At 75.1% G+C, this 17,978-nt stretch carries 11 protein-coding genes; 4 read left to right on the forward strand and 7 right to left on the reverse strand.

What is annotated here, in order from left to right:
- Positions 1-99 precede the first annotated feature (99 nt).
- Positions 100-1,113 carry a dTDP-glucose 4,6-dehydratase gene (gene rfbB / locus AB0C87_RS41855; protein WP_345182057.1) on the forward strand — a complete coding sequence of 338 codons (1,014 nt, stop codon included), beginning with the start codon at positions 100-102 and terminating at the stop codon, positions 1,111-1,113.
- Here the strand turns inward: rfbB and AB0C87_RS41860 are convergent.
- Together AB0C87_RS41860 and AB0C87_RS41865 are read right to left on the reverse strand one after the other, a co-directional pair.
- Positions 1,097-2,503 (reverse strand): metallopeptidase TldD-related protein, encoded by a 1,407-nt coding sequence (locus tag AB0C87_RS41860; protein WP_360582120.1) that lies wholly within the window; start codon positions 2,501-2,503, stop codon positions 1,097-1,099. The two genes, rfbB and AB0C87_RS41860, sit on opposite strands and share 17 nt — an antisense overlap.
- The gene (locus tag AB0C87_RS41865) at positions 2,500-4,008 is read right to left on the reverse strand and encodes a TldD/PmbA family protein (RefSeq protein ID WP_360582122.1); all 1,509 of its coding nucleotides are present in this window, start codon (positions 4,006-4,008) and stop codon (positions 2,500-2,502) included. The genes AB0C87_RS41860 and AB0C87_RS41865 overlap by 4 nt, the downstream gene beginning before the upstream one ends.
- A gap of 228 nt (positions 4,009-4,236) precedes the next feature.
- Between AB0C87_RS41865 and AB0C87_RS41870 the strand changes: the two genes are divergently transcribed.
- The 3 genes from AB0C87_RS41870 (at position 4,237) to AB0C87_RS41880 (ending at position 8,241) form a co-directional block, all read left to right on the forward strand.
- Complete coding sequence (locus AB0C87_RS41870) at positions 4,237-5,826, forward strand: CoA-transferase (protein ID WP_360582124.1); 1,590 nt, start codon at positions 4,237-4,239, stop codon at positions 5,824-5,826.
- Between the two features lie 20 nt (positions 5,827-5,846).
- The gene (locus tag AB0C87_RS41875) at positions 5,847-6,932 is read left to right on the forward strand and encodes a methyltransferase (protein ID WP_360582126.1); all 1,086 of its coding nucleotides are present in this window, start codon (positions 5,847-5,849) and stop codon (positions 6,930-6,932) included.
- Positions 6,933-7,017: 85 nt separating this feature from the next.
- Positions 7,018-8,241: a cytochrome P450 gene (locus tag AB0C87_RS41880; protein WP_360582127.1), complete on the forward strand. Its 1,224-nt coding sequence runs from the start codon at positions 7,018-7,020 to the stop codon at positions 8,239-8,241.
- A 38-nt stretch (positions 8,242-8,279) separates the two neighbouring features.
- Here AB0C87_RS41880 and AB0C87_RS41885 read toward each other — a convergent pair whose 3' ends face one another.
- From AB0C87_RS41885 to AB0C87_RS41905, 5 genes are read right to left on the reverse strand one after another with little or no spacing between them, the layout of a single operon-like run.
- Complete coding sequence (locus AB0C87_RS41885; protein ID WP_345182043.1) at positions 8,280-8,966, reverse strand: NAD(P)-binding domain-containing protein; 687 nt, start codon at positions 8,964-8,966, stop codon at positions 8,280-8,282.
- The gene (locus AB0C87_RS41890; RefSeq protein ID WP_360582130.1) at positions 8,963-9,433 is read right to left on the reverse strand and encodes an acyl-CoA thioesterase; all 471 of its coding nucleotides are present in this window, start codon (positions 9,431-9,433) and stop codon (positions 8,963-8,965) included. The genes AB0C87_RS41885 and AB0C87_RS41890 overlap by 4 nt, the downstream gene beginning before the upstream one ends.
- Positions 9,430-15,024 (reverse strand): SDR family NAD(P)-dependent oxidoreductase, encoded by a 5,595-nt coding sequence (locus AB0C87_RS41895; RefSeq protein ID WP_360582131.1) that lies wholly within the window; start codon positions 15,022-15,024, stop codon positions 9,430-9,432. The genes AB0C87_RS41890 and AB0C87_RS41895 overlap by 4 nt, the downstream gene beginning before the upstream one ends.
- The gene (locus tag AB0C87_RS41900) at positions 15,021-16,034 is read right to left on the reverse strand and encodes an enediyne biosynthesis protein UnbU (protein ID WP_353833760.1); all 1,014 of its coding nucleotides are present in this window, start codon (positions 16,032-16,034) and stop codon (positions 15,021-15,023) included. Before AB0C87_RS41900 ends, AB0C87_RS41895 begins: the two co-directional genes overlap by 4 nt.
- Positions 16,031-17,977 (reverse strand): VCBS repeat-containing protein, encoded by a 1,947-nt coding sequence (locus AB0C87_RS41905; RefSeq protein WP_360582133.1) that lies wholly within the window; start codon positions 17,975-17,977, stop codon positions 16,031-16,033. The genes AB0C87_RS41900 and AB0C87_RS41905 overlap by 4 nt, the downstream gene beginning before the upstream one ends.
- Between the last annotated feature and the right edge of the window lies 1 nt (position 17,978).

Consider the following 17,978-nt stretch of genomic DNA (forward strand, 5'->3'; position numbering starts at 1 on the left):
CACGCGGCCCCGCCCCCGCGGGGGGGGGGGCCGGGCGGGGGCCCCCCCCCGCCCGCCGCGGGCGCGCAGACCACCAGGGAACGCCGAGGAGGCGGGGCGATGAGACTCCTGGTCACCGGGGGCGCCGGGTTCATCGGCTCGGAGTTCGTGCGGGCGACGCTGCGCGGCGAACTGCCGGGCACCGCGGGCGCGCACGTCACCGTGCTGGACGCGCTCACGTACTCGGGGAACCCGCAGAACCTGGCCCCGGTCGCCGGGCATCCGCGCTACCGGTTCGTGCACGGCGACACCTGCGACCCGGACGCGGTCGACGCGGCCGTGGCCGGGCAGGACGCGATCGTCCATCTCGCCGCCGAATCGCACGTGGACCGCTCGATCGACACCGCCACGCCCTTCGTGCGGACCAACGTGCTCGGCACGCAGAACATGCTGGAGGCGGCCCAGCGGCACGGCGTCGGCCGGTTCGTGCACGTCTCCACCGACGAGGTCTACGGCTCGATCGCCCAGGGGTCGTGGACGGAGGACGCCCCGCTGCTGCCGAACGGGCCCTACGCGTCGGCCAAGGCCGGGTCGGACCTGCTGGCGCTGGCCTGGCACCGGACCCGCGGCCTCGAGGTCGTGGTCACGCGGTGCACCAACAACTACGGGCACTACCAGTTCCCGGAGAAGGTGATCCCGCTGTTCGTGACCAACCTGCTGGACGGCCGGCGGGTCCCGCTCTACGGCGACGGCCGCCACCGGCGCGGCTGGCTGCACGTGTCGGACCACTGCCGCGCGCTCGACCTGGTGCTGCGGTTCGGCCGCCCGGGCGAGGTGTACCACGTCGGCGGCGGCAAGGAGCTGTCCAACGAGGACCTGACGTCCCTGCTGCTGGAGGCGTGCGGCGCCTCGTGGGAGATGGTCGACCACGTTCCCGACCGGCAGGGCCACGACCGCAGGTACGCCCTCGACACCACCAAGATCGAGGAGCGGCTCGGTTTCGTTCCGCGCGTGCGCTTCGAGGACGGGCTGGAGGCGACCGTCGAGTGGTACCGCGCGAACCGGGCCTGGTGGGAACCGCTGAAGGCCGGTCTCCGGAAGGCGCCGGGGCCGATGCTCAGGTCGCCTCGCTGACCGCCGACATCGTGTAGCCGTCCACCCGGAGCGCGGGCATGGCCGTCCGGGGCGTGGAGTCGTCCCGCTCCCTGGGCAGGGCGTGTTCGGTGCGGCCGATCTCCGTCACCCGGCCCAGCAGGTCCACCGGGCTCTCGTTGAAGCGGAAGTTGTTCGCCTCCCCCACCACTTCGCCGTTCTCCACCAGGTAGACGCCGTCGCGGGTGAGCCCGGTGAGCAGCAGCGTCCGCGGGTCGACGTCGCGGACGTACCACAGCGAGGTGACCAGGAGCCCGCGCCTGGTGGTGGCGACGAGATCGGCGAGCGGCCGGCCCTCCCCCGCGCCCTCCAGCACCAGGTTGCCGACCTGCGGCGTGACCGGCAGCCCGGTGAGCTCGGCGGAGTGGCGGGTCTGGACCAGGCCGGCGAGGACGCCGTCGCGGATCCACTCGGTCGGCCGGAGCGGCAGCCCGTTGTCGAACACCGAGACGGTGTCCGCGAACACCTGCGCGACGTCCGCGGAGCCCCGGGCGGCGACGAACGGCGCGCACCGCAGGCCCGGCTCCCGCGGGTCGCTCCGCAGCGTGAGCGGTGCGCCGGTCAGGCGCTCGCCGATCCGCGTCCCGCCGTCCGGGCCGCGGAACACGGTGCGCGCGTCGGCGGCGTCCTTCGCCCCGGCCGCGCGGTACAGCCGCAGCATGAGGTCGGCGACGCACGACGGGGACAGCAGCACCTCGTACCGCCCGGCGGGGAGCGCGACGCGCCTGCGCCCCCAGCCGAGCCGCTCGCCCAGCCCCGCGTACAGGGGAAGCGGATCGATCTCGCCGAGATCGGCCGCCTCGGCGCCGCTCCACGTCGAGGCGACGCCGTCCTCGGACTTGGCGGTCAGGTCCACCACGCCCGCGGTCTGGACGTGGCGCAGCCGCAGGCCCGTGGAGGACGCCAGCCAGGTCGTGTGCTGCCGCTGCTCGGCGTAGCCGTACAGCAGGCGGCGTTCCGCGCGGGCCCGCTCGAAAGCGCCGGCGAGGCCGCCGGCGAACCGGGCGAGGACGCCCGCCGACGCCGCGGGAGCGGGCTCGGCCCAGTCCGGCGAGGACGGCACGGCGTCGCCGGTCAGCAGGGGGCGGGCGTCGGCGGCGGGCGTCGCCGTGCGCGCGGCGCGTTCGGCCGCCGCGAGGACGGCCCGCACCGCGTCCTCGTCCACCGCGCCGCGGTGCGAGACGACGCCGGCCGCGGTGCCGCGCCCGTCCGAGGTCACGGCGATCACGGTCAGCCGCGTGTCGGCGGTGAGGCCGCTCGACGTCAGCGCGTTGCCCGCCCACCGCGCGTGCGCCGTGGCGGCCTCGTCGACGATCGCCACGTAGGCGTCGGCGTCCTTCCCGGCCTCGACGGCCAGTTCCGCGAGCCTCACGCCAGCCCCTCCGCGCCGGTGTCGATGACCTCGACCCCCTCGAACACGGCCGCGGGGCAGCCGTGGCTGGCCGCGGCCACCTGCATCGGCTGGCCCTTGCCGCACAGGTCGGCGCCGAAGAGCCGGTAGGTGTCCTCGCCGCCGAGCGCGGTCAGCGCCGACCAGAACCGCGTCGTGGAGGCCTGGTAGGCGACCCCGCTCAGCTGGCCGTCCAGCCTGCCGTTGCGGATCCGGTGGCACCGCTGGGCGGTCATCTGGAAGTTCTGGCGCCGCATGTCGATGGACCAGCTGTCGGACCCGACGAGGTAGATCCCGTCCTCGACGCCCGCGATGAGGTCGCCGGTGGACGGGCCGCCGGGCGCGGGGCGGAGCCCGACGTTGGGCATCCGCGGCAGCGGCACGTGCATCGCCGACTCGGCGAACGAGCAGCCGTTGGAACGCCCGAGGCCCGCCAGGCCCGCGGTGCGCCGGTCGTGCTGGAAGCCGGTGAGCACCCCGTCCCGGACGAGGCTCCAGGACTGCGCCGCGACCCCTTCGTCGTCGAAGCCGACCGTCGCGAGGCCGTGTTCGGCCGTGCGGTCCGCGGTGACGTTCATCAGCGGCGAGCCGTAGCGGTGCGAGCCGAGCCCGTCCGGGGCGAGGAACGTCGTGCCGGTCGAGGACGCCTCGTGCCCCAGCGCGCGGTCCATCTCCGTGGTGTGGCCGACCGACTCGTGAACGGTCAGCCAGAGGTTGGACGGGTCGATGACGAGGTCGTAGCGGCCCGGCCGCACCGGGCGGGCGCGGAGCTTGGCGGCGAGGTGCGCGGGCAGCTCGGCCAGCTCGCGCTCCCAGTCCCAGCCCTCGCCGCCCAGGTACTCCCAGCCCCGGGCGACCGGGGGCCCGAGGGTGCGCAGCGTCGCCGTCCCGCCGCCGCGCGGGTCCGCGCCCTGGACGAAGAACAGCGGGTGGACCCGGATGCGCTGCTGGGCGGTCACCGTGCCCGCGAGATCGGCGTAGAACTTGTTCTCCCGGACGAGGGTGAGGAAGGCCAGCACGTGCTCGACCTCGGGCGCGGCCAGCAGCCTCCGGCTCCGGTCGGCCATGAGCGCGATGCGCTCCTGCTCGGGCACCTCGAACGGATCCACCCGGTACGACGAGATCCACGTCGTGTCGCGGTGGACCGGCTCGCCGACCGGCTCGCCCGAGCCGCCGCCGATCGCCGCGCACGCGCGGGCCGCGGCCACCGCCTGCTCGGCGGCTCCGGCGGCGGCGCTCGCCGTCAGCTCGGGGGCGGCGGCGAAGCCGGGCACGCCGCGGTGCCACAGGCGCACGGCCAGCCCCGTGTCCGTCGTGTCCTGCCCGCCGCCGAGGACGCCGTCGCGCAGCAGCAGCCGCGCCGTCCGGACGCGGTCGAGGCGGAAGGACGCGTGCGCGGCTCCGAGCTCGGCCGCGCGGCCGAGCGCCGCGTCGGCCAGGGAGCGCAGCGGCAGGGCGGAGAACGAGGCGTCCATCCCACGTCGCACGCTGCCTCACTTTCCACGCCCGAACACGTCCTACTAGAAAAACATATTGCCTCTCCCCGGAAAAGGCGATCGCGGACCTCGAATCCAGCGGCAAGTCCGGGAACTCAATCCGCCGATCTGGGCGATAACTATAGTTTTTGATAGCATTGGTGATCGACGGCGTCCGCGCGGAAGGGGACCAGGTCCGCCGCGGGACGACCGGGACCGGTGCGACGCCGAGGGGACGCGATGGACGATGCCGCGGCTGCTGCCGTGGGGGGCAAGGTCTGCGACGCGGCGACCGCGGCGGCCCTCGTCGAGGACGGGCAGGCCGTCGCGAGCACCGGCGTCATCGGCTGGATCACCCCCGACGCGGTCCTGCGCGCCATCGGCGAGCGCTTCGAGCGGCTCGGCTCCCCCCGCGACCTGACCTTCTTCTTCCCCTGCGCCACCGGCGACGCCATGGACATCGGCGGCATGGACGGCGTGGCCCGCGAGGGCCTGATGCGCCGCATCGTCGCCGGCTCCTACATCAATCCGCGGCATCCGCGCACCGGCACCCGCCCGGCGCTCACGGGCCTGATCCGCGACGATCTCGTCGAGGCCTACAGCTGGCCGATCGGCGCCGCCATGCACTGGCTGCGGGAGGTCGCGCGGCGGAGCCCGGGCTACCTCACCCGCATCGGCCTCGGCACCTTCGCCGACCCGCGCCTCGGCGGCGGCCGCCTCACCGGGCGGGCCAAGGACGACCTGGTGGAGGTGGTCGAGCTCCGCGGCGAGGAGCTCCTGCTCTACCCCACCTGGCCGCTGGACGTGGGGGTCATCCGGGCCAGCAGCTCCGACGTCCAGGGCAACCTGTCCTTCGAGGACCTGCCGCTCACCTCCGCCGCCCTCGCCCTCGCCCTCGCCGTCAAGGCGAGCGGCGGCACCGTGATCGCGCAGGTGTCGCGGATCGTGCCGCGCGGGTCCCGGCCCGCGCGGGAGGTGCAGGTCCCCGGAGTGCTCGTCGACCGCGTGGTGGTCGCGCCGGGCGAGCTGATCGGGACGGAGGTGCGCAACGACCCCGGCTACCTGCGGCCGGTGGCGAACCCGGTCGGGCGCCTGCCGCGCCTGCGGTCCGGGCCGGGGAAGGTCATCGCGCGCCGTGTCGCGCGGGAGATCCGCCCGGGTGAGACCACGATCCTCGGGTTCGGCGCGGCGTCGAGCGCGATCCTGGCCATGGCGGAGGACGGCGCGTTCCAGGACGGCCGGCTGGACGACTACACCTTCACCACCGAGCACGGCTCCTTCGGCGGCGTCGTCATGGGCGGCTGGCAGTTCTCGGCCAACTACTCGCCCGAGGCGCTGGTCGACGGCACCTACCAGTTCGACTTCATCGACGGCGGCGGCTGCGCGCTCGCCGCGCTCTCCTTCGCCCAGCTCGACGCCGCGGGGAACGTCAACGTCAGCCGGTTCGCGGGCACGAGCCCGGGCGGCGGCGGGTTCGTCGACATCGCGCACAACGCGCGGCGGATCGTCCTCGGGGGCACCCTCACCACCAAGGGCCTCGAAGTGTCCTGCGACGGCGGCAGGCTGGACATCCTGCGGGAGGGCGAGATCCAGAAGCTCGTGCCCGAGGTCGACCACGTCACCTACGCGGTCCGCGCCGGCCTGGAACGCGGCCAGCGGGCCGTCGTCGTCACCGAGCGCGCCGTGTTCGAGATGACCTCCGAAGGACTCGTCCTGACGGAGGTGGCGCCCGGCGTCGACGTCCGGCGGGACGTCCTGGGGCAGATCGGCTTCCCGGTGCGTCCCGCCGCCGGCGTCACCGCCATGGCCGCCGAGCTCTTCCGTCCCTAGCCGCGCAACCGGGGAGATCGATGAACGCGATGGTCAAGCCCGACGAGCCGCACGGCCGCCGCTCCGGGGACCCGGCGCCGCCGCGCCACGACGCGGGACTCGTGTCGGCGGCGGCGGACGAGGCCGTCCCCGCGCTGTGGGCGATGGCCCAGCTCGCGACCCCGATGGCGGTGCGGGTGGCGGCGACGCTGCGCATCGCCGACCACATCGCGGCCGGGCTGCGGACCGTGCCCGAACTGGCGGCGGCCACCGGCGCCGACGCCGGCGGGCTCGCCCGCCTGATGCGCTACCTCGCGGTGCGCGGGGTGCTGACCCGGGACGACTCCGACCGGTACGGGCTGACCGCGCTGGGCGAACCGCTGCGCGGCGACCACCCGGGCGGCCTGCGCGCCTGCCTCGACGCCGAGGAGGGCGGCCGGGCCGAGCTCTGCTACGTCGAGCTGCTGCACAGCGTCCGCACGGGGGAGCCCGCCTACCCGCGGCGCTTCGGCCTCTCCTTCTGGGACGACCTGGCCGCCGAGCCCCGCCGCGAGGCCGCCTTCCGCGCCATGCTCCGGCCGGGCGGAGCGGACCGCGCGCGGCGGATCGCGTCGGCGTACGACTGGGCGTCCCTCGGCCGCGTGGTGGACGTCGGCGGCGGGGACGGCACGCTTCTGGCCGCGCTGCTCACCGCGCATCCCGGGCTCCGGGGCGTGCTCGTCGAACGGCCCCCGGCCACCGACGCGGCGCGCAAGGCGCTGGCCGCGGCGGGCGTCGCCGACCGCGCCGAGGTCGAGACGGGCGACATGTTCGGCCGGCTCCCGCCGGGGGCCGGGGGCTACGTCCTCTCGCTGATCGTCCACAACTGGGGCGACGACCCGGCGCGCGCCATCCTGGCCCGCTGCGCGGAGGCCGCGGGCGCGGACGGCTCGGTGTTCGTGGTGGAGAACGTCGGTCCGGACGGCGCCGGGCCGACCGGGCTGGACCTGCGGATGCTCGCCTACTGCGGAGGGAAGGTGCGGTCGCTGCCGGAGCTGTCGGCGCTCGCCGCCGAGGCCGGGCTCGGCGTCGCCTCCGTCCACCCCGCCGGGGCGGTGTCGATCGTCGAGCTCCACCCCGGCGGGTGACCGCCGCCGGAACGCGGCGGGCCGCGGCGGGCCGAGGAACCCCGCGCAGCGGCGACCACGAGGAATCTCGCGAAGGGACGAGGCGATGGCCACGGGGACGATGCAGCCGCGCGAGGCGCTCGCGGCGCTGGTGGGCGAGGGACTCCGGGATCCGTATCCGCTGTACGAGGAGATACGGGCGCACGGCGACCTGGTCGACGTCAAACCGGGGGTGATGGCCGCCGTCGGGTACGACGAGTGCGACCGGGTGCTCCGGGATCCGCGGCTGCGCGTCCAGGACGGGGACAGCTTCGACCTCTTCTACCCGGAGTGGCGGGCGCACTCCTCGCTGCGCGCCTACACCGACTCCATGCTCTACAGCAATCCGCCGGCGCACACCCGCCTGCGGCGGCTGCTGCGGGGCGAGTTCACGCCCCGGCGGGTGACGGGCTACGAGACGGCGATCGAGCAGATCACCGACCGGCTCCTGGACTCGCTGGCGGAGGCGGGCGCGGGCGGCGCGGCGGTCGACTTCATCGCCGAGTTCGCCTCACGGCTCCCGATCGCGGTGATCAGCGGGCTGCTCGGGGTGCCCGAGCGGGACCAGGCGTGGTTCCGGGCCATCGCGGCCGACGTGACGACCGCCCTGGAGGGGATCACGAACGCCTCCCGGCTCGCCCCGGCCGACGCCGCCATGGACGACCTGGCGGTGTACTTCGACGACCTGATCGAGCGGCGCCGCCGCTGCCCCGAGGCGGACCTCGTCAGCTCCCTGGTGCGGGTGCACGACGGCGGAGGCGGGCTCGGCCGCGACGAGCTGGTCGGCAACATGATGCTGCTCCTGACCGCCGGGTTCGAAACGACGAACTTCTTCATGGCGCACGCGCTCCTGCTCTCGTTCGAGCACCCCGGCCTCGCCGACCGCCTCCGCACCGAACCCGGCTTCGCCTCCGCCTACGCCGAGGAGGTGCTGCGGTTCGAGCCGCCGGTACAGGCGACGAGCCGCTGGGCCGAAACGGACGTGGAGCTTCTGGGGACGACCATCCCGGCGGGCACGAAGGTGGTCGCGATCCTGGCCGCCGGCAACCGGGACCCCCGCCGCTACCGGCGACCCGACCGCTTCGACCCGGACCGCCCCTACACCGCGCCGCTCACCTTCGGGGCCGGCGGCCACTTCTGCCTCGGGGCTCCGCTGTCACGCCTGGAGGCGCGGATCGCGCTTCCGCGGCTGCTGCGCCGCTTCCCCCGCATCCGGCCCGCCGGGGAGCCCGTCCGCCGCGACTCGTGGGTGGGCCGCGGCATCGACCACTTCCCCATCGCGATCGGCTAGACCGCGCCCCGCGCCCGGCCCGTGGCAGGGCGCCGGGGCTACGGCCTCGTCCAGGTCTCCTCGCACGCGGTGAGGCGAAGCAGCCGGAACCCCACGGCGTCGCCGAGCCCGGGCTGCTTCTCGAGACGCATGAGCAGTTGCGCCAGGGCCTCGATCCAGCGGCTGCCGGGAAGGTCGCCCGCGTCGGCGACGTCGAGTCCGGCCGGCTCGATGATCGAACGGACGGCCTCCTTGGCGCGCGGGTCGTCTCCCGCGATGGGGACCGTCAACGCGACGCCGCCGCGCGCGACGCCGGCGAGCTGCCGCGCGGAGACGCAGTTGAGCGCCTTGACCACGGCGCCGCCCGGAAGCAGGCGGGCGATCAGCTCGGCGGCGGAGCCGTGGCCGAGGAGGTCGTGCCCGCACGGGTTGGACATGTCGATGACCGGCTTGCCGGCCACATGGGCGCGGATGCGCGGTGCGATCTCGGCGCGGATGGCGTCCAGCGGGCTGGCCAGGGCGACGATGTCGGCGTCGCGGGCCACCCGTTCCAGGGTGGCCGCGCGGGCGTCCGGCAGCCGTTCGGCGAGGCCGCTCGCGGACCGGCCGCCCCGGCTGGCCAGCAGCACCGGCCGTCGCTGCGCCGCGACGGTCTCCGCCAGCGCCGTGCCCATCCGCCCGCAGCCGACGATGCCGACGACCGGCGCGCGGGACCGCGGGCCCGCGGCGGGTTCGCGGGACCTCATCGCGGCGGCGTCTCCGACCGCGGCCGGAGGGCCCCGTGCGGGTCCGGCGCGTAGGCGTCGAGGGCCGTCCGGAGTTCGTCCGGGACCTCGACGGGGGTCAGCCCGTCCTCCGCCCGCAGCGTGCAGGCGACGGTCTGCTCGCCGCGCGCCACCAGCCGCGCCGGGCCGTCGGTCACCCGGTAGTACTCGAAACCCATGGTGATCTGGTGGAAGTCGATCCCGACGAGGGACATCCGCACGGACACGGTGTCGAGCGCGTAGAGCTCGGAGAAGAACTCGCACGAGCACGACGAGGTGACCAGCGCGAGGTCGTCCTGCATGCGCGCCACGGTCTTCGGCGCCTTCTCCGCGAGAAACCGCTCCCGGCAGGCACCCTGCCAGGAGAGATAGTTCGTGAAATAGACGTTCCCCACGAGGTTGGTGTCGGCGAACGTCACGAGATGCCGGTACTCGAAATACGCCCTCACGAGGCCCCCTTGACGGGGATCGCCATCGCCGTCGGCCCGGCTTCTCCCTCGATGGAAAGGACCACGGAGACGATGTCCGCTCCCCCGGCCCGGAGGACCACCCATCCGTTCTCGTAAACGCCTTGGACGTCGAGTCCGGGCGGGCCCGGCGGCCCGGACAGGCATGCGCCGACCGTCTGCAGTCGCGCCCGGACCTGCTGGTCCGGCTCGCCGACGAGGCGGCCGAGCCGGCCGGCGAGGCCGGTCCAGTGCGCGGGGGGCTCCGGCGCCGGATCGGAGGTCCGCGCGCAGGCGACGGGCTCCCCCTCCACCAGGACGGCCCAGGGCTCGCCGGCCTCGACTGCCACCTGGACGTCGCGCTCCGGGAGCAGGGCGGTGAGGCTGCGCTGCAGGTACGGCCCGACGAGCACCGGGTGCAGGGTCGTGACCGGTACGGGGCCGACGTCGCGAAGGCGGAGCCCGCTCCAGCTCACGACCGGCCGGCCGGAGCCGTCGCGCACCACCACGTCGTAGGTGTAGTCGGCGCCGGAGTGCTCGCGTTCGACGGCGGCCAGCGTCAGCTCGCCCCCTCCGTCCCCGCTCCGGTGGACGGCGAACCGCGCGCACCCGACCGGCAGAAGCCGCCGGTGGGGGACGCACGCCTGGAGGACGTGGATCGAGGCGTCGTTGCGGGCGGGGTCGCCGAACAGCAGGTCCGCCGGGAGGCCGTCCCCGAACCGCCAGGGCCGGTCGCCGTCCAGCACGGCCGTGCACGCGGTGGCCTCCAGGTGCGCGTAGCGGCGGAGCCTGCGGAAGCGCCGGCCGTGGAAGAAGAGCGGCCCGTACAGGTCGTCGCCGGTGTGGGCCGGTGTCCGCGCCGCCGCGGCCGGGTGCTCCGGAGGCTCGGCGTCCGCCGCTGTGACGGTCCCGGTGAAGTGGTCGACCGCGAAGCCCGTCTCGTCACTGCGCACCGCGACGTCCACGTCTCCGTCCTCGCGGGCGAGCGCGCACACCCGGAGGGTGCGGGTCCCGTGCTCGGGGACGACCACCGGGCGGTCGAAGCGGGAATCCGCCACCCCCGCCACGGGCCGCCCGGTCAGCGCGGACGCCGCCTGGGCCATCGCCTCGAGCACGCACACCGCCGGCAGCACGGCCACACCGTCGATGCGGTGGTCGTCCAGGTACGGGTCGTCGGCCAGGCTCAGCTCGGCCTCGGCCACCAGTTCGACGCCCGGGGTCCACGCGCGCACCCGCCGCAGGAAGCGGTGCCCGTCCGGGGCCGCCTCCCCGGCGCGGCCGAGCTGCGGCAGCCGGCCGCTGACCACCAGGGAGTGCGAGGGCGGCTTCGCCTCGGCCGCCCGGGCGAGCAGCTCGGCGCCGCGGTCGGGGGGCACCGGCGACACGCCCGCGCGGGCGAGGTCGTCGAGCACCTTGAGGCGCTCGCCCATGCCGACTCCCGACCAGACCGTCCAGTCGAGGTTGGCGACCCGGCAGTCCGGCAGGTCCCGGGCGAGGACCCGGGCCAGCTCCCGCATGCGGCCGTTGGCCAGGGCGTAGTGCGCCTCCCCGGCGAGGCCGAAACGGCCGATCACGGAGCCGAAGGTGAGGAGCAGCCGCAGCCCGTCCGTGCCGGCGGCGTCCAGCAGCGCGCGGAGCCCGTGGTGCTTGGGCGCCGCGTGCTCGGCGTAGGCGTCGCCGATCTCGCGGAACCGCGCGGGGCGGTTCAGGCCGCTGGCGTGGATCACTCCCCTGACCGGTCCGAGCCGGCCGGCGATCGCGGCGACGCCGCGGCGGAGCGACTCCGGATCGGTGACGTCCGCGGCCTGGTAGCAGAAGTCGACGCCGGCCTCCCGCAGCCGGGAGAGGTTGTCCCGCAGCTCGGCGTCGGCGTCCGGCCCGCTGCGTCCGATCAGCCCCAGCCGGACCCCCCAGCGCCGCGCCAGGAAGGACGCGCTCGCGAAGCCGATGCCCTTCCCGCCTCCCGTCACCAGGAGCACCTCTCCAGCGGACAGCGGAGGCGCGGCGGCGTCCTGCCCCCGGCCGTCGGGCGCGCCGGGCGCGGCGGCCCGGTACGCGGGGGTTCCGGCGCGGCCCTCCTCGTCCACGACGATCTCGGCATGGCCCTGCCACGGGGCCGCGAGCAGAGCGCCGACCGCGTCCGCGGGCGCGGCCTCCAGAGCCCGGACCCAGCGGACCGGCAGGGACGGGTACTCGGCGGCGATCGTGCCCACGAAGCCCGACGCGGTGTCGCCCGAGTCCACGACGGTGAAGGGCGCCTCGGTGTCCACCGCGAGGTGCGCGGCTTCGACCAGCGCGTCGATCGCGCCGTCGTCCGGGTTCTCGGGGAGGAACGCGACGACCGCCGGGCGCGCCTCCCCCTCGGGGCGGGCGGTCAGCCGCGGCTCGACGAGCGCGCGGAGCCGTCCGCCGCCGAAGACGTGCCAGGCATGGGAGGCGGTTCCGGCTTCCGGTTCGACCGGACGGCTGAACTCGACCAGGACGCGATGCCATTCGCGGACCCCCTCCGGCGGCCCGTGGGACCCGGCCTCGCCTTCCGCGGCGGGCAGTTCCTCGATCGCCTGGACGAACGCGGCGACCGTGGCCTCGGCGAAGACCGGCGGGGCGGCCGGCACGGCCCGCCGGGTCCGTTCGGCGGCCTCGGCGGCGAGCTGGACGACGCGGAGGGAGTTGAGATGGAGGTCGCCGAGGAGCCGGTCCCCGTCGCCGATCACATCGGGCGGGAGCTCCAGGGCCTCGGCGATGAGCCCGCGCACCACGGCGGGCACGTCGGATTCCGCCTCGGGCGGCGCCTGCGCCACGGCGTCGGCGGGGGCCGGGGCCGGGGCGGTCGCCGCGGCACGGCCGAGCCCGTGGTCGAGGGCGTGATCGAGGTTGACCGCCGGGGCGCTCTCGCAGGGGTTGGCGAGGAACTCCGGCTCCCGCCAGAGGTCGAACGGGCGGTGGAACCGCTCGGCGAAGAGGGCCGTGAGATCGGAGACGGCGCCGGCGGCGAACAGCGCGGCGGTGGCGTCGCCGAGCGCGGCGGCCGACTCCGCGCCCGCGTCCAGCGTGCGGACCGGCACGTCCGTGATCGACTGGGCCATCGCCGTGAGGGTGTGGCCGGGGCCCGCCTCGACGAGCAGGTCGCAGTCCGCGGCGAGGAGCTCCAGCGCCCGGCGGAACCGCACCGGCGCGGTGAGCTGCCGGGCGAGCAGCGCGCGGACGTCATCGGCGGCGGTCAGCTCCCGGCCCGTGACCGTGGAGTACACGCGACCGGAAGGGGCCGCCACCGCCAGGTCGGCGAGGTGGCGCGCGAGCACCGGCTCGGCCGCGGCGACCGCCGGGGAGTGGAAGGCGTGGCTGACCCTCAGCCTGCCGGCGGTGATCCCCTTCGCGCGGGCCCGCTTGACGACGCGGTCGACCTCGGTGAGGGGGCCGGCGACGACCTGGACGGCGCCGTTGTCGGCGGCGATCACCAGGTCGGCGTCGTCGATGAGCTCGGTGACCGCGCCGGCCGGCGCGGCGAGGGAGGCCATCCCGGTTCCCGCCTGGGAGGTGTCGGCCATGACGCGGCCGCGCGTGGTCACCAGGTGCAGGGCGTCCGGGCCGCCCAGGGCGCCGGCCCAGTGCAGGGCGGTGATCTCGCCGAGGCTGTGCCCGACCGCCGCGGCCGCCGTGACGCCGAGCCGGTCGAGCCAGCGCAGCGCCGCCGTGGAGGCGCGGAAGACGGCGGGCTGGGCGACGGCGGTGTCGATCGGGTCGGCCCCGGGCCCTTCCTCGAAGTGCTCCCCCGCCTCCGGGAGGACCACGCCGAGGGCGCCGGCGCTCTCCCGGACGGGGGCGCCCTGCCCCGGGAACAGCAGCCCGACCCGGCCCGGAGCGCCGCGGCCGACGTAGACGCCGGGCCGGGCGGCGAACCCGGGTCCGGCGAGGCCCGCGAGGAGCTCGCCCGCCCGTTCCGCGCGCGCGGAGAGCTCGGCGGGGTCGCGGGCGACGATGGCCGCCCGCACCGGCGCGTCGCCGTGCGCCCGCTCCGCCAGGGCGGCGGCCAGGTCGGCGTGCTCGGCGAGCGACATCGTCCTCGCCCGCACGGCCACGCGCTCCAGCACGGCGGCGAGGTCGGCGTCCGTGCCGGCGGAGAGGGCGAAGACCTCGCAGTCGAGCGGCCTGCGCGCCGTCAGGCGGTCCCGGGCCGCCAACCGCGCCGTGGCGCGGCGGGCGCCCGGGGCCTCCAGGACGACGTGGGTGTTGATACCGCCGAACCCCATCGCGCTGACGCCGGCCCGGAGCGGGGCGTCCGGCCAGGGCTCGGCCTCGCGGACGACGCGCAGCGGCGCGCCGGGTTCGCGCAGGAGCGGGTGGGGCTCGTCGCAGCCGGTGGTCGGCGGGATGACCTGCCGCTGCAGCGCCAGCGCCGCCTTGATCAGCCCGGCGGCGCCCGCGGCCGCCTTCGTGTGCCCGATGTTGGCCTTGACGGATCCGAGCGCCGCCGGTCGCGGTCTCCGCCGCCCGTCGTGGATCTCGGCGAGGGCGTGCAGTTCGGTGCGGTCGCCGACCTCGGTGCCGGTGCCGTGGCCCTCGAACAGCGCCACGGTCTCCGGTCCGAAGCCCGCCCGCGCGTAGGCGCGTTCCAGGGCGAGCCGCTGCCCGGAGACGTCCGGGCGGGTCAGTCCGCCGTTCCCGTCCGAGGACATCCCCCAGCCCCTGATCAGGGCGATCGGCCGCCGGCCGGCGGCGACGGCGTCCCCGGCGCGCATCAGCGCGACCATCGAGCAGCCCTCGCCGGGCAGGAAGCCGGTCGGCCGGGCGTCGTACACCCGCATCGCCGAGCCGGCCAGCGCGCCGAGCCGGGAGAACCCGACCAGCTCGAACGGGTCGAGGCTGAGGTCGACGCCGCCCGCGAGGGCGAAGTCGAGATCGCCGTCGCGCAGGTAGGTGCAGGCCGTGATGACGGCGAGCAGGGACGACGAGCAGGCGCCGTCGACCGTGTAGCCCGCGCCGCGGAAGTCGAAGTGGTTGCACACCCGGCCCGCGATGGCGTTGGCCAGCCCGCCGACGAGGCTCTCGTCGTTGGGTTCGGCGAACGGCTTCTTGTAGGACTCCTCGACCTCCCGGAGCAGGCCGCCCATCTCCTCGGCCCCCCAGCCGCGCGCGGCGAGGGCGGACACCAGGTTCCTGCGGACGTAGGGCCAGCGCAGCCGCATCAGCGCGGCGCGGCTGAACTCGCCCGTCAGGGTGTTGCCGAGGATCACGCCGGCGCGCCGGCGGTCCAGCCCGCCTCCCCCGGCGAAGCCGGCGGCGGCCAGCGTGTCGCCGGCGACGTCCAGGGCGAGCCAGTGCGCGAGGTCGGTCACCCGGTACGCCGGTCCGGGCACCCGGTAGCGCGAACGGTCGAAGGACCAGCCGTCGAGCACGGCCGCGTACCGCAGGTCGGTCGCGTCGGGGCCGGCCGCCGGGTCGCCGTAGTCGCCGAGGTCGAGGCGCTCGCGCGGGAGCGGCCGGAAGGCGCGCCGCCGCGCCAGGACCGTCTCCCACAACTGCTCCGGCGTGGAGGCGTCGGGATGGCGGCACCCGAGGCCGACGACGGCGATCGCGTCGCTCGGAACGGTCACTTCGCCTCCTCGCCGGTCGCCAGCACGCCCCCGCGCGCGGGGGCGTGCCGGCGGGGCACGGACTTGGGCTCGGCCAGGGGCGCGGGCTGCGCCGCGGCACGCTGCCGCATGTCCATGACCGCCAGGGCGGCGCCGCGCAGCAGGCACACGATGACGAGCGCGAAGAACAGGCCGTAGACCACGTGGAAGTGGACCAGGAGCGCGTAGACGAGGGCGGTCGACGCGCCGAAGGCGAACTGGTTGCGCGGCCGCACCGGCGTCGTCCCCGGGTCAGTGATCATGTAGTTGGTGAACAGGACGAACGCCACGCCGCTCATCGCCAGCAGCGCGCTGAGCGTCGCCGTGCCCTCGATGGGGGTCCTGATCAGCGCCTGGAGCGCGAACACGCCGATCCAGCCGAGGATCAGGGGCATCTTCCTGGTGAGCTTGGCGTTCAGCATCGTCCCCGCGGCGAGGATGAGCGCGGGGATCGCCAGGTCGAGCGGGGTGCCGACCCACTCGGTGAACTGGTACGGGGGCGCGATCCCGACCCAGGGGAACAGCACGAGGACCACCGCGATGCCGAAGTTGGAGGGGTTCAGCACGTGCCGCGGCCGCCCGCCGATCCGGACCCTGATCAGGTACTTCGACGCGACCGCCACGATGACCGCGAAGATCACCGGTCCCAGCCGCGCGTTGGCGTAGAGGAGCATCGCGCAGGCCAGCGCGGTGATGTGGGCGGGCATCAGGAAGTTCACGAGCGCCATCGGGCCGCCCGCGTACTTGACGGGCCGCCGCGTCGCCCAGGCGTCCAGGGTCTCCAGCCCCAGTTCCATCACGTACGCGACGGCCATCGCGGCGAGAGGGGTCGCCCAGGACGGCTCGAACCCGAGGACCGTGTGCCCGAGGATGTTGAACACCGTGATCGAGATCGCGAACCGGCGCAGCGCGATGATCCGCGGATCCTTGGCGGGCCCGGCCGGGGCGGCGGGCGCCGGGTTGGCGGTGGGTTCCACGTTCGCCGAGTTCACGAGGCCATCTCCCTGATCGAACCGTCGGGGCCGAGCAGCATGGTGTGCCAGCCCGGAGTCGCCTGGACCTTGCCGGTGTGCCGGCCGCCGCAGGAGTCGCGCCAGGTGACCGTGACGGGGACCGGCGCCGCGGCCCCCTCCAGCGCGAACAGCAGCTCCGGCGAGGAGACGCCGGCGTGGCCGTTGGCCGGATAGACCTGGCCCGTCCGCTGGCCCTTGGCTCCGGAGTCGAGGACGACCTTCGCGCCGATCGCCGGCACTCCGCCGGAGCCGGCCGGTCCCGGCGCGGTGGAACCGGCGGGCCGGGCTCCGCATCCCTGGGGCGAGCGGAGGAGCCTCAGCCCGAGGTAGGGCCGCTGTGCGCTGCGGACGTTGCGGTAGAACTGCGATTGCCCCCACTGGTTCGCGACGGCGAAGTCGAGCCGCCCGTCGTGGTCGACGTCGGCGAGGGCGATGCCCCGCGACACCCCGCGGTCGCCGACACCGAGCCGCTCCCCCAGGTCGTGGTAGCGGCCGTCCGAGCCGCGCACGAAGAACCGGTTGGGGTTGTTGCCAGAAATGTCGTCATTTTTCTGCACGTTGGGCCACAGGCGCGGGTGCGCCAGCACCTCGTCGTTGGACATCGCGAGCTCCTGCAACTGGGCCCAGCGGTTGTCCCTGCCCTCGACGAATCCGGTGGCCTGGACGATCTGGTCGCGCCCTTCGCCCGCGAAGTCGCCGGCCTTGATGTCCCAGCCCCAGCCCGACCGGGACAGCCCGAGCCGCTCGCTGTGATCGTCGTAGTAGGCGCGCCCGTCGGGCCCCACGACCTTCCTGCGGGTGCTCACCCAGGCGAAGTTGCTCTCCAGGAGCCCGTACTCCTGGGTGATGTTGCTGACCACGATGTCGGGCACGCCGTCGGCGTTGATGTCGGTGAACCCCACGCCCATGCCCTTGAAGGAGTCCCGGCCCAGCTGCATCGACTTGGGCGTCGTGAGGTGGCGCACGCCCTTGAGCAGGCGGAGCTTGATCTTCCCGGGGCGGGACTCGTTGTAGAGCAGGCGGTCGGGGCCGAAGTCGTTGGCGAAGTACAGCTCCGGGAGCCCGTCGCCGTCGAGGTCCTGCGCCCCGGTCGCCAGCGTCCACCCCTTGGCGACCTGGTCGGAGAAGGGCCGGCGCTCCTCGCCGAAGACCGCCGAGGGACGGGAGCCGCCCTCCGCGGACCGGAACCGCAGGACCCGGTTGACGCCGCCGTTGAAGCCCGCGGACATCGAGCTCTGCATCTGCAGCTCGCTCTGGCGCGCCGTCGGATCGAGGACCCGCGCCCGGTCCGGGAAGTAGTTCCCGACCACGATGTCGGTGTGGCCGTCACCGTCCAGGTCGGCGAGCGAGACGGCGTTGCTGTTCCACACCTGGTACGGGCGCACCAGTTCCTGCACGGCGAAGGAGTCGCTCTTGCCGAGCGCGGCCGGAGTGCGCAGGAACAGAACCGGCGAACGGCCCCAGTAGTAGACGAGGACGTCCATGCGGCCGTCCTCGTTGTAGTCGCCGGGCACGCACCCCATCGGCGCCATCGTTCTGTCGTACGGAAGGCCTTGCGGAGCCAGGACGGTCGCCGGGAACCGCGCCCCCGTGCCCGGCGCCGGGCGCAGCGTGACGCTGTCGTCGCGTGGATCGACCAGGCAGACGTCGTCCGCGCGGCCGCTGCCGTCGATGTCGGCGAGCGCCACCGCGGCGCCGACCGACGAGATCCAATGGTCGATGCCCTTGTAGGCGGGGGCGACCGTGCGTATGTCGCGGGGCGAGGCCGTGCCGTTCAACGGTTGCCGCTGGAACGCGAAACCGCTCGCCAGGCGTTCGTTCTCGGCTCGCGCCACCGACGGGAGCCGGGCGTTGTACCAGCCCCCCACGATGAGCAGCGCCGCGCAGATCGGGGCCAGCAGTACCCGAATCCTTCTGGTCATG

The sequence above is a fragment of the Actinomadura sp. NPDC048021 genome (genome assembly GCF_040653135.1).
GTDB lineage: Bacteria > Actinomycetota > Actinomycetes > Streptosporangiales > Streptosporangiaceae > Spirillospora > Spirillospora verrucosospora.